The following is a 13,939-nucleotide window of genomic DNA, read 5'->3' as shown; positions in this document are numbered from 1 at the left end:
CCACAACATGCAGCAGGCGGCAAGGATTTCGGACTGGACGGGGTTTCTGATGCTTGGTGAGTTGATAGAATTTGACAGAACTGATAAAATCTTTACAAATCCCTCTCAGAAACTGACGGAAGACTATATAACAGGGAGGTTTGGATAATGCCTGTACGGGAAGAGGAGATGAAGCATCTTAACGGGTTGTTACTGCAGATGGCGGGTCTTGTAGAGACCTCCATCAGGAAATCCATAAAATCACTTACTGAAAGGAATTCAGAATTGGCACGCAAGGTGATCGAGGAGGACCATAAGATCAACTCGTATGACGTGAAGATAGACGAGGAGTGTATAAGACTCATTGCACTAAAACAGCCCATGGGAAAGGACCTCAGGTTTATCACCACTGCAATGAAGATAACCACTGACCTTGAGCGTATTGCCGACAATGCCGTAAATATTTCGGAGAGGGCGCTTGAGCTGAACAAGGAACCGCTTCTGAAGCCCTACATAGATATCCCGAGGATGAGGGAGATAGCCCAGGGAATGGTAAGGGATGCTATTGATGCCTTTGTGAATGAAGACAAGAGGCTCGCCATGGATGTAATAATGCGTGATGACGAGGTGGACGACCTCAATGATATGGTCTTGAAAGAGCTGATGTTTATAATGACCCAGGATCCGTCAACCGTTTACAGGGCGATGAAGATAAGCTATGTATCAAAATACCTTGAACGCATAGCAGATCATGCCACCAACGTGGCCGAGATGGTGGTCTATATGGTCAAGGGGAAGATAATAAGACATATGGCGCCTCAGGAAATTGATATATAGAGTCCGTGTATAAATTACAGTCATTGGTCATTCCCGCAAGTGTAGCGAGTCGGGAATCCTTAATAAAAAATTCTTTAGTTGACACCACCCCTGCTTTCTGCTACCATTTTGATTAAGACATGATCTACAGGACCATGATAAAAAAGACGCTGCCGCGGTTTCTCGACACTGTAAACAAGAACTACAGGTTGATAGTGCCTGAGCAAAAGGGCAAGGAGACTTACACTTTCAAACCGTACAGCGGTTTTTCAAACGTGGCCACTGAATTTCTGCGTACCATAATCCCCCCGAAGCAGTTTTTCCTGCCTCCAAAAGAGGACCTCTTCCACGTAAGCGGGACATCTGATATTGAGGTTGGTGCAGAAGAGGAACCTTTCAGTATCATCTTCGGCCTTCATTCCTGCGACCTTCACGGCATAGACATACTTGACAAGGCATTTTCATACGGGGGGAAGGACACCTTTTACTGGAGACGGCGTGAGAAGACAGGGTTTATAGGACTCAGCTGCCTGCCGGACAAGTATTGCCTCTGTAAATCAATGCATACCGATTTTATAGTGGATATTTATGACCTCTTTCTCTACACGCTTGATGAGGTCTATATGGTAAGTGTGCGGACTGCACTTGGTGATGATATGCTGAGGCTCTGCCCCGAGCTGTTCAGGGAGCCCACGGGAAAAGAGATAGCTGAATACAAGGACAGGATAGAGGAAAGGGAGTCCATGTTTACCCGTATAATGGATATCACCAATCTCGCCGACCTGCTTACGCTTGAGTATAAAAGCGATGTTTGGGAGCAATACAGTCACCGATGTCTCTTCTGCGGCAGTTGTGTCATGGTCTGTCCCACCTGTCAGTGCTTTGATGTCTATGACTCAACAGACCTTTTGACTGACATTACTGTTAGGTGGCGGAGGTGGGATGCATGTATGCGCAAGGACTATGCCCTTGTTACGGGTGGCCACAATTTCCGTGGAGCAAGGCCCGAGAGGTTCAGGTTCAGGTATCTCCATAAAGAGATAGGCTTTGCAGAGATGCACGGAAAGGCAACATGCACGGGCTGCGGCCGGTGCAGTGAGACGTGCCCTGCGGGGATAGATATGGTGGAGGTAGTAAGGAGCATAAGGGAATGAGCCTTGTACCAGAGTTAGCCATCCTTGTAGAGAAGAGGTACCTTGATGCACAGCACAGCCTCTTCCGGTTTGTCTTTAACGATGAGGACCGGCGAAAGGCTTTCTCGTTCAAGCCGGGGCAGTTTGTTATGCTCAGTATATTCGGGGTGGGTGAGGCCCCTATATCCATCACCTCCGGGCCGGATGAGAAGGGGTTTATAGACCTCTGTGTGAGAAAGGCAGGCAGGGTGACGGGCGTACTTCATGAGCTTGAGGAGAATGCAAGGGTTGGAATCCGAGGCCCCTATGGCAATGGTTATCCTGTTGAGACCATGGAGGGCGGAAATCTCCTTATAGTGGCGGGTGGGCTTGGAATAGCTCCGCTGAGATCCCTTATACGCTATGTGCTCTTCAGGCGGGAGCGTTTTGGAGAGGTTGGCATTGGATATGGTGCAAGAGACCCCGAGAGTGTCCTTTTTTATGGAGAGATGCAGAATCTGCTTGAGAGGACTGATATAAATTGCATGCTTTCCGTGGACAGTGTGCCGGAAAATAGCAGATGGCAGGGACAAGTGGGCAGGGTAACCCAGCTTCTTGACAAGATTACGATGCCCCTGGAGGGTACTTCCGTGGCTGTTTGCGGGCCACCTGTATTTTACAAGTTTGTCCTTGACAAGCTCCTGAAACTTGGTTACTCGAAGGGAAGCATCTATATGTCTCTTGAGCGGAGGATGGAGTGCGGTTTGGGCAAATGCGGACACTGCGTGGTGGGGCATAAGTACACGTGCATTGACGGACCTATATTTACGTATTGGGATGCTATAAATCTGCCGGAGATCTTCTGATATGACAAAGGCTAAGGAAAAACCCAGGTTGGGGCTTTACTCCCTGACATCCTGTTCGGGAGACATCCTTGAGATAACCAATCTTGAGGAGGACCTCCTTAAGCTGCTTGACCTCGTTGAGGTGGTTGACCTCAACGTTGCCATGCCGGCTACAGGCATGAGCCCTGACATCGCACTTGTGGAAGGGGCTGTCACCCAGGCAGGAGAGGCCGGGTTTCTGAGGGGCCTGAGAAAAAAGGTCAAATACCTTGTTGCCATAGGCACCTGCGCATGTACGGGCGGTGTGGTGGCACGGGGGCCGAAGAAGAGGAAGGGCTGGTTAAGGGATGTCTATCCTGAAACAGGCGAGGGGTTTATTTCAGGGTTTCCTCGACCGGTCAGCGATGTTGTCCCTGTGGACTTTTCAATTCCGGGGTGTCCTATAGAGAAGGGTTATCTTATGCACTGCCTGGGATATCTGCTCAGGGGTGTGGTGCCTGAGGTGCCCAATTATCCGCTTTGTATGGAGTGCAAGATGAAGGGTAATGAGTGTCTGCTCAGATACAGGGGGCTTCCCTGCCTCGGGCCTGTTACAAGGGCGGGCTGCGGTGCAAGGCAGCCGTCAGTGGGCAGGCCGTGTGACGGCTGTTTCGGTGCTTATGAGGATGCAAACAGGGAGGCACTTACAGAGATATTCAGGCAGATAGGGCTTGGTGAGGATGAGATAAAGAAGAGGTTTGATCTCTTTTGGGAAAGAGGATAATGAAAAAAGAACTGATAAGCAGGGTAGAAGGACATGGGAGTATCGGCCTTAAGATAAAAGGTAGTCGTGTGGAGTCTGTAGAACTCGACATACTTACTCCTCCGAGGTTGTTTGAAAAGCTCATTGTGGGAAGGCATTTTAATGACGTGCCCACCATAGTCTCAAGGATATGCTCCATATGCTCTGCCTCACACAGGGTCATCTCGGTAATGGCCATAGAGGACGCCTTTGGTGTAAAGGTGCCGAGGGAGGCAGTGCTTTTAAGGGAGCTTCTGCTTCATGCTGAGACGCTTGAGAGTCACGGGCTGCATCTCTTTCTGCTTGCCCTGCCGGATTATTACGGTTACGGCTCTTTTGTGGATATGGCCAGGGATTTACCTGATGCTGCTTCTCTGGGGTTTAAGGTAAAGGGCATTGGTAACAGGATGCAGGAGTGTGTCGGCGGGAGGGCGATTCATCAGATAACGCCTGTAGTGGGCGGTATGAGTGCAGGTCCTTCAAGTGAAGGTCTTAAGCGTATCCAGCAGGAGGCAGCGCCCCTTATAGATGAAGTATTGCGTTTTCTGTCAAAAGAGATTCCCACCCTTCAATACACACCCCTTGTCGGGGTCAGTAACTGGGTTTCACTTGCAGGCAGGGATTATGGCTATACCGGTGGTGATATCCTCGTAAATGGTAAAGAGAAGGTGCCGGTAAGGGACTTTTACCAAAAGTTCCATGAATCAGCCCTTCCTCCCTCTTACACAAAGCACACCCTTTACGGTGAGGAGCCTTTCATGGTCGGAGCCCTGCCGCGGATTCTCAACTCCGGCAGTAAGCTCAAGGGCAGTGCAGGGGCCCTTTTGAAGAGACTCGGCATCATGAAGAGCCGGAGTACCTATATGAATAACATGGCTCAGGGCGTTGAGATACTCTTTTCCCTTGAGAGGGTGGTGGAGATCATAGGTGATCTGCTGGATATTGACCTTCCCGAGGGACAGGATGGCGGCATAACGGCTGAGTTCAGCCCGGTGGCGGCTACGGGTACGGCAGCTATTGAGGCACCGAGGGGTATGCTTATACATACCTACACCTTTGATGAGAAAGGTTATGTAACCGGGGGAGACATAACCACACCCACTGCCATGAATCTCTCGGATATGGAGCGTACCCTCATGATTATGGCAGAGGCTCTTATAAAGGACACCACTGATATAAAACCGGCACTTGAGACACTTGTCCGGGCCTACGACCCCTGCATATCCTGCTCTGTGCATATTGTAAGGCTGTAAGCAGAGGAGTTTTTAAGCTGCTGCCTTCTTCTTTTTCTTTTCTTCTGCCTTTGCAAAGACTTCCTGGGCATTAAATGTCCCGTCAATGGCCTGTTTAGGACACCTTGCAGTACAGATACCGCAGCCGATACACTTGCCCTGGTCAATTGTATGCACCTTCTTCAGTTCGCCCTCGGCAGCATTTACAGGACATACCTTCATGCACATATTACAGCCGATGCACTTGTCTCTGAGAACATAGGCCCTGGACCTTTCCGGTATATAATCCACAATCGCCTTTGTCGGGCACTTTTTTACACACAGGCCACAGACGCGGCATTTATCAAGATCGATGCGTGAAAGGCTGTCTTCAACCTTTGCTGCATCAAAGGGGCAGATCTTCACACAGACACCGCAGGCAATGCAGCCGACCTGACAGTTCTTTCTCGTTTCAGCACCGCGGTCCTTTGAATGGCAGGCAACTACCACTGCCTTGCCGGCCGGCAGTATTTCGATAACCTTTTTCGGGCAGGCAGACTCGCACTTGCGGCATCCCGTGCATTTTGTTATATCAACAACCGGAATGTGGTCTTCATTCATATGTATGGCATCAAAGGGACATGCCCTCACGCATGTAGCGTATCCGAGACATCCATAGACACATGACTTGTCACCGCCGCCTGCCAGGACAACTGCCCTGCAGTCTGCCACTCCTTCATACTTAAACCTCTTTGCCGACTTATGCCAGTCTCCCTGGCACATGATTCTTGAGAATATCGGCTCTGCAGCCTCTGCCTTCTTTCCGGTAATCATGGCAACCAGTTCTGCGGTCTTGGCCCCACCCGGTGTGCAGAGGTTCGGGGAGACGTCGGGGTTTGAAACAACCGCCTCTGCATATTGTTCACATCCTGCATAGCCGCAGGCCCCGCAGTGAGCACTTGCAAGGACTTCACGCACCTGCTCAACCCTCGGGTCTTTCTTCACTGCAAACTTCTTTGCCGCAAAGGCCAGCCCCATTCCAAATGTGGCTCCCACTCCAAGTACAAATATGAATGTAAATTCCAGAGTCGATACTAAGTCGACACTCTCCTTGGCCTCAATGCCTCCACCCACCCCTGCGTGGGGAAGGGGGATAAGGTTGATTATGTTTGTGAGGTCGAGGCCTCTAATAGTATTTATTATCTCTGAAATGCTCTGAAAATCCATCATCCTCCAATACCTCCATCATTCAGGTCATCAGTCTTTAGGCTATTATAATATAATTCAGGCTTCTCTCTCTAATTGTGTTATAGCGTTATCAGTCCTGAAAAACCTGTAAATGCCAGTGCTATCAAAGCTGTAGTAACCCAGGCAATCGGCATGCCCCTGAAGGGCCTCGGCACATCTGCAAGCTCAAGCTTTTCGCGGATACTTGCCATTATGGTCAGCGCCAGACCAAAACCTATTCCGGAGCCAAGACCGAACACAAGACTCTCGATAAAGGTATGCTTTTCTCCGGCATTTATCAAGGGAACTGCAATAATGATACAGTTAGTTGCGATAAGGGCAAGATAAACACCCAACTTATAGTATAATCCCGGACTTATCTTCCTCATTATTGTATCTGATGCCTGAACAAAGGCAGCAACAATTCCTATAAAAATAACTATCTTCAGGAACGTAATCTCAAGGGGAATCATTATATAGAAAAAGACAAGCCAACTCAATGCTGCAGAAACAACCATGACTGCTGTAAATGTTATGCTCATCCCGATTGCCGTCTCCATCTTCTTTGAAACACCAAAGAAGATACAGAGACCGAGAAACCTTGTAAAGACAAAATTGTTTATGACCGAGGCTGCTATAAACAGCTCAAAAAGTTTTAAGAATTCCTTTTCCATCATATCCTCCGAAATACTGAAGTTGTCATTGTAACAAACGGCAAATCAAATCAGTGTCCACCGACGCCTCCTGCACCCTTTCCGCCGTAAAACTTCATATCAATCCAGTTGAAGAATCCCATCAGCAGGCCTGTTACCAGAAAGCCACCTGCAGGCAGGATCATGATAAGCATAGGTTTGACCGGTACTATGGTAAATCCGATAAGGGTGCCTTTACCCAAAAGTTCTCTGAAGAAACTGATGGTAACAAGGGCTACGAGAAAGCCAAGGCCTGATCCGATTCCATCGAAAAATGATGCTCCAACCTTGTTCTTGCTCGCAAACACCTCAGCACGTGCAAGGATGGAGGCAAAGGCAACGATTATCTGGATGTAGAGCCCAATCTCCTTGTATGCAGCCCGTGCATAGGCAGCCATAAGCATATCAACAACTGTAACCCAGCCTGAGATGATGAGCATAAATATCGGGATCCTGATCCTGGGATGGATAAAGTTTCTCAAAAGGGCTACTGTTGAGTTAACCATAGCCTGAACAAATACCACGGCAGCGCCTAATAAAAAACCATTCTTTACACTGTTGGTAACGGCTATAGCCGGACAAAGGCTGATGACAAGCCTGAAGATGGTATTTTCCTTGATTATTCCATTCTTTACTATTGCCCAGTAACTAACCTTCTCTTGATGCTGATGGCTCATGCTTCACCTCTCCTTTCAGGGCTTTTTCTAAAAACTCCAGCCCATTTCTTACACCGTCTTCAGCAACAGCCCTTGATGAAATGGTTGCTCCGGTAATGGCCTGAATGTATTCGGTAGTCTCTTTCTTTAAGACCTTCAAATGGTCAATGTCTTTACCCTTAAAACGATTTTTGAAGTAATCAAGCACTATTTCATCCCCAAGACCCGGTGTTTCAGCATGGTGAAGGATGTCTATCTTCTGTACCCTGAAATTATTATCAACAGAGAAAAGGATGTTTATATAACTTGAATAGCCCTTTCCAAAGGTCTGAACGATGTATCCAATCGGGCGTGGATTGATACACTCCTTTTCTTCTTTCACTTTGCCGGTCTCTTCATCCTTAATCTTTTTTATCTTTAGCTCCCCGCACTTCTTTGCCACAAAGTACTCCGCATGTTTTTCATGGGGGTACCAGTCGCCCAGTTTCTCGATAACGTCGGCCTCCGGCATCATCTTCTGCAGGGCCTCTTTCTTCTCCTGTTCGTTCTTCTTAAAGATAATAGGGGACGTTTTTGCATATACAGCAGCCAGCAAGAGGCCACCTGCAAGATATAATACCACAAGGTTCATGGTTATCTTAAGGATATCCTTAAAGGTCATTGTTGGGCCTCCTTTGCAAGTCCAAACACCTTCGACTTCATGTTTCTGTCAATCAACGGTGAAAAACAGTTCATCAGGAGTATAGCAAACATTACCCCCTCTGGATATCCTGCCTTTAACCTGATCAGGATTGCAAGCAATCCACAGCCAATACCAAAAATTATCTGTCCGGTTCGGGTAGAGGGGCAGGTTACATAATCAGTGGCCATGAAAAAGGCACCGAGGATCAAGCCTCCGCTTAAGAGATGTAGAATGGGGTCTCCGGTAAAGAACCCCTCTCTGCCTCCGAATATCCATGCCATAAGAGCTACGGTTGCAAGAAAAGAAATGGGTATATGCCAGGTGATGTATCTCTTGTAAAGGAGAAAGGCCCCGCCGATAAGGAGTGCAATCACGGAGGTTTCCCCAAGTGAGCCTGCCCTGTGACCGATTAACAGGTCTGTATAGAGGTTCATCTTGTCGCCAAAAACCTCGATAATTTTCTGCATTCCTCCTTCCTTCAGGATTGCAAGGGGGGTTGCAGTCGTCTTTGCATCAAGCCCGACAAATGCAGCGGTCGGTTCAAACCATGTTGTCATTGCCCTTGGCCAGGCGATTAGGGCAAAGGCACGGCCTATAAGAGCGGGGTTGAATATGTTGTAACCAAGTCCCCCGAATAGCTGTTTGGTTATAGCTACTGCCACAAAGGAGCTCACCAGGGGAATGTAGAAAGGGGCGCTGGACGGCAGGTTCATTCCCAGGAGCAGGCCTGTCAGAAAGGCACTTCCGTCTCTGATTGTTATCTCCTTGCCGGTCATCTTCTCTACCAGCCATTCACTGAAAAAAGACCCGACTATACACAATGCGGTTACATAAAGTGCCCTTGGACCAAAGAAATACGCCCCGAATACAAAAGCCGGCAACAGGCTGAGACTCACTGTCCACATAATCCTGCTGACCGTCTCATCGTTTCTGATGTGAGGACTAACAGTTACTATCAATTCCTGTTCTTTCTTTGCCACTGCCATGCTATCAGCTCCTTTATAAAATTTAGTCGTTAGTCAGTTATCATTGGTCATTTGCAACTAAATTATCTTCAATATGCTAACCGTTGACAGGAAATCCGGTGACCAATGGCTTCCTTTACCTCTTAATCAATGATTTTGAAAGCCTAACAAACTGAACAATAGGCCTTTTTGACGGACAGACGTAGGTGCAGGTTCCGCACTCAAAACAGTCAAGGAGGTTGTACTCCTTTGTCTCCTCATAAAAACCTTTTTCAGACAATATGCTGAGCATGGACGGCATAAGGCCCATAGGACAGACGTCTATGCAGCTACCGCACCTTATGCAGGGGCCGTACTTGTCTGAAGTGCTATGCTCCTCCTCGGACATGACCAGGACACCTGATGTCCCCTTTGCAACAGGCACATCAATTGTATACTGGGCAAACCCCATCATCGGGCCTCCAAGTATAACCTTTGCAGGACTGTTATTGAAACCACCGCATGCTTCAATCAACTCCCTTACCGGGGTGCCGACTCTTGCCCTGAGGTTGCCGGGATTCTTCACCCCAAGCCCTGTGACAGTCACTACCCGCTCAATAAGGGGCTTGCCATAACGGCAGGCCTCAAACACGGCAACGGCAGTGCCGACATTCTGGACAACCACGCCAATATCCATTGGCAGTCCACCAGCCGGTACCTCCCTGTCTATAATGGCCTTTATCAGCATTTTTTCAGCACCCTGAGGGTATTTAACCTCAAGCTCCGCTACCTCTATGTTCGCTTCGCCTGAAGAGGCCTCTTTCATCTTTTCTATGGCATCGGGTTTGTTGTTTTCGATCCCCACATAACCCTTGCTTACCCCCAGAACCTTCATTAAAATCTTCAGGCCCTCTATTATGTCTGAAGGTGTTTCCACCATCAACCTGTGGTCTGCCGTCAGGTAGGGCTCACATTCCGCCCCGTTTATGATGACCACATCAATGGGTTTTTCCTTGGGGGGCGAGAGCTTTACATGGGTCGGAAATGTGGCGCCACCCATGCCTACAATTCCCGCATCCTTTACCTTTTCCTTTAATTCTTCCGGAGAGAGTTTCATGTAGTCAGGGTTGTCCCTGAGCTGGGTCCACTCCTCTTTGCCGTTGTTGTCTATTATGACTGCAGGTACCATTCTTCCCATTGCATTCGGTATGTCCATCAGAGCAACCACCTTGCCGGAGACAGAAGTATGAACAGGAGCCGAGACAAAACCTGTGGGTTCTCCGATCAAATCTCCCTTCTTGACCTCCTGCCCTATCTGTACAGTACATTTGCAGGGTGCCCCTATATGCTGGCTCAGTTGAATAAGTACCCGTGAAGGTGAAGAGGCCTCTTTTATGGGAATGCCTGAGGATAATTCCTTGTGGTCCGGGGGATGAACTCCGCCCTTAAAAGTTAGAAGTGCCATTGATCCTCCTGTTTAACCGTTGGGGTTAAAAAACGTATAATTAATAACATTTAATGACCGGATATGTCAAGATATAATTATCAGATAATCTTTTAGTGACCATTTTGACCACTTTGTAGTTTGAGAGTCAAAACCCCGCATATCCCTTTGATTGTCCCCATTTCCATTGGTGCCGGCATGCTGCTTAATAGTGTATTATAGTTAAATGACATCTCTTGAATACCTCTATTATCTGGGGTACTCCCTTCACAGGAAGTACAGGCTTTCAGCGCAGAAGAGGCTTGAAGGGAGGGTCGTGAGCGTTGGTAACCTCACAGTTGGAGGTACGGGCAAGACCCCAACGGCAATCGCCATTGCCAGGGAGGCCATCAACAGAAATCTCAGGCCCTGTATCCTAACAAGGGGGTATAAGGGTGTTGGAAGAGGCTCTGTGATAGTCAGTAAGGGTGACAGACTCCTTGCCTCATGGTCTGAGGCAGGGGATGAGGCAATCCTGATGGCTGAGCGGCTTAAAGGCGCCTGGGTGATAAAGGACTCAAACCGATACAGGGCAGGGCTTATAGCCAGCAACAGGGATATATTCATCCTGGATGACGGGTTTCAGCACTGGAGGCTGCACAGGGATACAGATATACTCATTGTTGATGCTACCAACCCCTTTGGAAACGGAAGAATGATCCCCCTGGGAAGACTGAGAGAACCGGTTGCCGAGATGAAGAGGGCGGACATCATTATAATCAATAAGACAAGGAAGAAGGAATATGAGCTGGAGAAGACCATCAGGAGGTATAATGAAAAAGCCGCTGTTTTCTATGCGGATTATCGTGTGGAGGGGCTTGTTGCCCTGGATGGCAGGGCACTTTCGACTGACACGCTGAAAGAGAAGAGGGTTTTTGCCTTTGCAGGCATTGGCAATCCGGGACAGTTCCTGAGTCTGCTTGACGAACTTGGCGCATCTGTTGTTGGGCACAAGGCCTTCAGGGACCACTACTGCTACAGGGTCAGGGATATTAAAAAGATAATAAAAAGGGTTCGGGAGGCGCGGGCTGAGATTGTTGTCACAACTGAAAAGGATATGGTGAAACTCAGAGGATTGCTGTCAGACACGGAGTTGAGGGATATCCTGGCCGTGAAAATATCTCTTGAGGTAAATAGCAGCGAGTTTTATGATATCATATTCAAAGGGCTTGGCCCGGAGATCCGATAATGATAAAACATGTAAATGTAAAGACAGGGGCAAGGGTTGAGTTCATTGATATTACCCCGGAGATAGAGAGACTCGTTGAGGAAGCGGGGTTCCAGGAGGGTGTCTGTTATCTGCATGTCCCCCATACCACGGCCGGTATTACAGTAAATGAGGGTGCTGACCCGTCTGTCAGGAGGGACATAATCCATACTCTCCAGAAGATTGTTCCCCGTGACGCAGGATATGCCCACCTGGAAGGGAATTCTGATGCCCATATCAAATCGAGCCTTGTCGGCACCTCCACCTTTGTATTGATTGAGCAGGGCCGGTTGCAACTCGGCACCTGGCAGTCAATCTTCTTTTGTGAGTTTGACGGCCCAAGGCACAGAAGGGTTGCAGTGAAGGTTATGGGGTTCAGGGAGCCCTGAGGGCAGGTTTAAAACGATTTTTATTCCGGCCGGGAGAGTTTAACGGCAAGTTTAATGGCCTCTATCATGCTGTCCGGCCGTGCCGTGCCACCCCAGGCTATATCATAGGCTGTGCCATGGTCCGGAGAAGTCCTTATTATCGGGAGCCCTATGGTTATATTCACTCCCTGGTCAAAGGCTATCATCTTCAGGGGAATAAGTCCCTGGTCGTGGTACATTGCAACCACCATATCCACCCTGCCTGTATAGGCGAGTCTGAAGACAACATCCGGCGGAAAAGGGCCTTTCACGTTAAGCCCCCTGCCCTGTGCCTCTTTAACTGCAGGCCCTATCATCTCAATCTCTTCCCTGCCAAAGAGCCCTCCCTCCCCCCCGTGGGGATTAAGGCCTGATACTGCCACGGCAGGAGATTTAACCCCTAACATCCTGCAGGCCTCATAGGCAAGCTCAATCTTGTGGAGAATTGTCTCTTCAGTGAGTTTTTTTGGGACCTCTTTGAGGGGAATATGGGTTGTAACAAGCACTACCCTGAGGGGGCCGCCAACGAGCATCATTGCATATTTTTCTGTTGAGGTAAGCTCTGCAAGCATCTCCGTATGTCCCGGCCATGGCAGTCCGGCCATTCTCAGGGCCTCCTTGGAGACAGGTGCAGTCACCATTGCATGAAAATCCCCCCTGAGGCATCCCTCAGCAGCATATTTTATGTATATATATGAGGCCTTGCCGCTCTCCGGAGAGGGGCCGCCCCTCAAAAAACTTTCAACTGGTTGGGGCTGTATGACCTCTGTTTTTTCAGGGTCGAGACATACACCCGATATCCGGGCGGCCTCATCCAGCACCTCCCTGTCGCCAATCAGGCAGGGATGACAGATCTTTTGTATATCTTCCGACAGGGCGGCCTTCACAGCCACCTCAGGCCCTATGCCGGCGGCGTCACCCATGGTTATGGCAATCTTTTTCTTCTCCATTTTAATGTACCTGCTCAGCCGTGTATGAATACGAATTTCGTCAAAGCTTGTTAAGCCACGGGGGAAAAACAAATGCCGCAGACTTCAGGGAGAAATATTCAGAGGTCGATCCATCTATATTCTATCGCCTTTGCAACAGCATGTGTCTTGTTAACGGCATCCAGCTTCTTAAGGATATTTTTGATATGGAATCTCACCGTGTTTTCACTTATGTTCATTATAACAGAGATTTTCCATCCGGTCTTCCCTTCCTTTGTCCATCTCAGTATCTCTAACTCTCTTTTCGTAAGAGGGACACCATTATTTCCATAAAAAGGCTTTTCGTTCCTTCTTAAAACCCTGACCAATGCCTGATGCAGGTGAGGCATTAATAGTTCCATAATGTAGGCATGTCTTTTACCCAATCGTTCATTTGGCCGGCTAAAAGTGAAATAACTTCCAAATTGAAGGCCTCTTTCTATCAGGCCATGAAAAATTCCTCTCCCGGTCTTAAAATCAAAATTTATTGCAATGCAATTAAGGTGAGTCTTTAACGGTCTTTTTGTATTGCCACAGTATTTTTTCGAAAAAATAAAAGGTTTCTGGTTTGAGAGCCATATACTGAAGACCGGATCCTCGAAAAAATGATGGCGGTAGATTTGCACATACTCCTCCGGGAAATCCAGGTTTATCACCCCTTCGGCACTATTATTGGAAGGATTATTCCATATAGATAATGCAATCTCCGTACCAACCAATTCCCGAACAGGGAACAGGAGACGGGTCTTAAAATCCTCCTCGGATTTACAGGCAAGTCCCTTATCAATAATATCAAGAATAACGGATTTTTCTCCATGTGAAAGATGTTGCGGCATTAGAACTGTCCCCCCTACCTACCAATTTGGGTAGTTGTTTCTCTGCTTAATTATACTCTAAGCTGAAAGAGATTTCAATGAACGGGAAACAGG

The 13,939-nt window shown here is 48.2% G+C and carries 16 protein-coding genes; 8 read left to right on the top strand and 8 right to left on the bottom strand.

Going from position 1 to position 13,939, the window contains the following annotated elements; translation table 11 throughout:
* The 6 genes from VST71_10315 to VST71_10290 form a co-directional block, all read left to right on the top strand.
* A partial coding sequence (locus VST71_10315; protein MEC4686110.1) for a phosphate ABC transporter ATP-binding protein occupies positions 1-148 on the top strand: 148 nt, incomplete at its 5' end.
* The gene (gene phoU / locus VST71_10310; protein MEC4686109.1) at positions 148-816 is read left to right on the top strand and encodes a phosphate signaling complex protein PhoU; all 669 of its coding nucleotides are present in this window, start codon (positions 148-150) and stop codon (positions 814-816) included. The genes VST71_10315 and phoU, both read left to right, overlap by 1 nt.
* 119 nt (positions 817-935) lie before the next feature.
* A complete protein-coding gene (locus tag VST71_10305; protein MEC4686108.1) occupies positions 936-1,949 on the top strand; it encodes a 4Fe-4S dicluster domain-containing protein in 1,014 nt (337 codons plus the stop codon).
* A complete protein-coding gene (locus tag VST71_10300) occupies positions 1,946-2,773 on the top strand; it encodes an FAD/NAD(P)-binding protein (protein MEC4686107.1) in 828 nt (275 codons plus the stop codon). Before VST71_10305 ends, VST71_10300 begins: the two co-directional genes overlap by 4 nt.
* 1 nt (position 2,774) lies before the next feature.
* Positions 2,775-3,515: a hypothetical protein gene (locus tag VST71_10295; GenBank protein ID MEC4686106.1), complete on the top strand. Its 741-nt coding sequence runs from the start codon at positions 2,775-2,777 to the stop codon at positions 3,513-3,515.
* Positions 3,515-4,786 carry a Ni/Fe hydrogenase subunit alpha gene (locus VST71_10290; GenBank protein MEC4686105.1) on the top strand — a complete coding sequence of 424 codons (1,272 nt, stop codon included), beginning with the start codon at positions 3,515-3,517 and terminating at the stop codon, positions 4,784-4,786. Before VST71_10295 ends, VST71_10290 begins: the two co-directional genes overlap by 1 nt.
* A 12-nt stretch (positions 4,787-4,798) precedes the next feature.
* Here VST71_10290 and VST71_10285 read toward each other — a convergent pair whose 3' ends face one another.
* The 6 genes from VST71_10285 to rsxC form a co-directional block, all read right to left on the bottom strand.
* The gene (locus VST71_10285) at positions 4,799-5,974 is read right to left on the bottom strand and encodes an RnfABCDGE type electron transport complex subunit B (protein ID MEC4686104.1); all 1,176 of its coding nucleotides are present in this window, start codon (positions 5,972-5,974) and stop codon (positions 4,799-4,801) included.
* Positions 5,975-6,051: 77 nt separating this feature from the next.
* Positions 6,052-6,648 carry an Rnf-Nqr domain containing protein gene (locus VST71_10280; protein ID MEC4686103.1) on the bottom strand — a complete coding sequence of 199 codons (597 nt, stop codon included), beginning with the start codon at positions 6,646-6,648 and terminating at the stop codon, positions 6,052-6,054.
* A gap of 47 nt (positions 6,649-6,695) precedes the next feature.
* Positions 6,696-7,340 (bottom strand): electron transport complex subunit RsxE, encoded by a 645-nt coding sequence (gene rsxE / locus VST71_10275; GenBank protein ID MEC4686102.1) that lies wholly within the window; start codon positions 7,338-7,340, stop codon positions 6,696-6,698.
* Positions 7,312-7,980: an FMN-binding protein gene (locus tag VST71_10270; protein MEC4686101.1), complete on the bottom strand. Its 669-nt coding sequence runs from the start codon at positions 7,978-7,980 to the stop codon at positions 7,312-7,314. Before VST71_10270 ends, rsxE begins: the two co-directional genes overlap by 29 nt.
* Entirely contained in the window at positions 7,977-8,987 is a 1,011-nt protein-coding gene (locus tag VST71_10265; GenBank protein ID MEC4686100.1) for an RnfABCDGE type electron transport complex subunit D, read from the bottom strand. The genes VST71_10270 and VST71_10265 overlap by 4 nt, the downstream gene beginning before the upstream one ends.
* Before the next feature lie 115 nt (positions 8,988-9,102).
* On the bottom strand, positions 9,103-10,410 hold the full coding sequence (gene rsxC / locus VST71_10260) for an electron transport complex subunit RsxC (protein ID MEC4686099.1): 1,308 nt from the start codon (positions 10,408-10,410) through the stop codon (positions 9,103-9,105).
* 205 nt (positions 10,411-10,615) lie between these two features.
* Here rsxC and lpxK point away from each other — a divergent pair, with 205 nt between their 5' ends.
* Both lpxK and VST71_10250 read left to right on the top strand, forming a co-directional pair.
* Complete coding sequence (gene lpxK, locus VST71_10255) at positions 10,616-11,617, top strand: tetraacyldisaccharide 4'-kinase (GenBank protein MEC4686098.1); 1,002 nt, start codon at positions 10,616-10,618, stop codon at positions 11,615-11,617.
* Positions 11,617-12,024, top strand: a complete 408-nt coding sequence (locus tag VST71_10250) for a secondary thiamine-phosphate synthase enzyme YjbQ (protein ID MEC4686097.1) — start codon at positions 11,617-11,619, stop codon at positions 12,022-12,024. The genes lpxK and VST71_10250 overlap by 1 nt, the downstream gene beginning before the upstream one ends.
* Before the next feature lie 20 nt (positions 12,025-12,044).
* Here the strand turns inward: VST71_10250 and pdxA are convergent, their stop codons facing one another.
* Together pdxA and VST71_10240 are read right to left on the bottom strand one after the other, a co-directional pair.
* On the bottom strand, positions 12,045-12,992 hold the full coding sequence (gene pdxA / locus VST71_10245) for a 4-hydroxythreonine-4-phosphate dehydrogenase PdxA (protein MEC4686096.1): 948 nt from the start codon (positions 12,990-12,992) through the stop codon (positions 12,045-12,047).
* A 98-nt stretch (positions 12,993-13,090) separates the two neighbouring features.
* Entirely contained in the window at positions 13,091-13,846 is a 756-nt protein-coding gene (locus tag VST71_10240) for a LuxR C-terminal-related transcriptional regulator (GenBank protein MEC4686095.1), read from the bottom strand.
* Positions 13,847-13,939 lie beyond the last annotated feature (93 nt).

It is taken from the genome of Nitrospirota bacterium (assembly GCA_035873375.1).
Lineage (GTDB): Bacteria > Nitrospirota > Thermodesulfovibrionia > Thermodesulfovibrionales > JdFR-85 > BMS3Bbin07.
The sequence above is the reverse complement of the archived record's forward strand: the minus strand, read 5'-3'. Positions and strand labels throughout refer to the sequence as shown.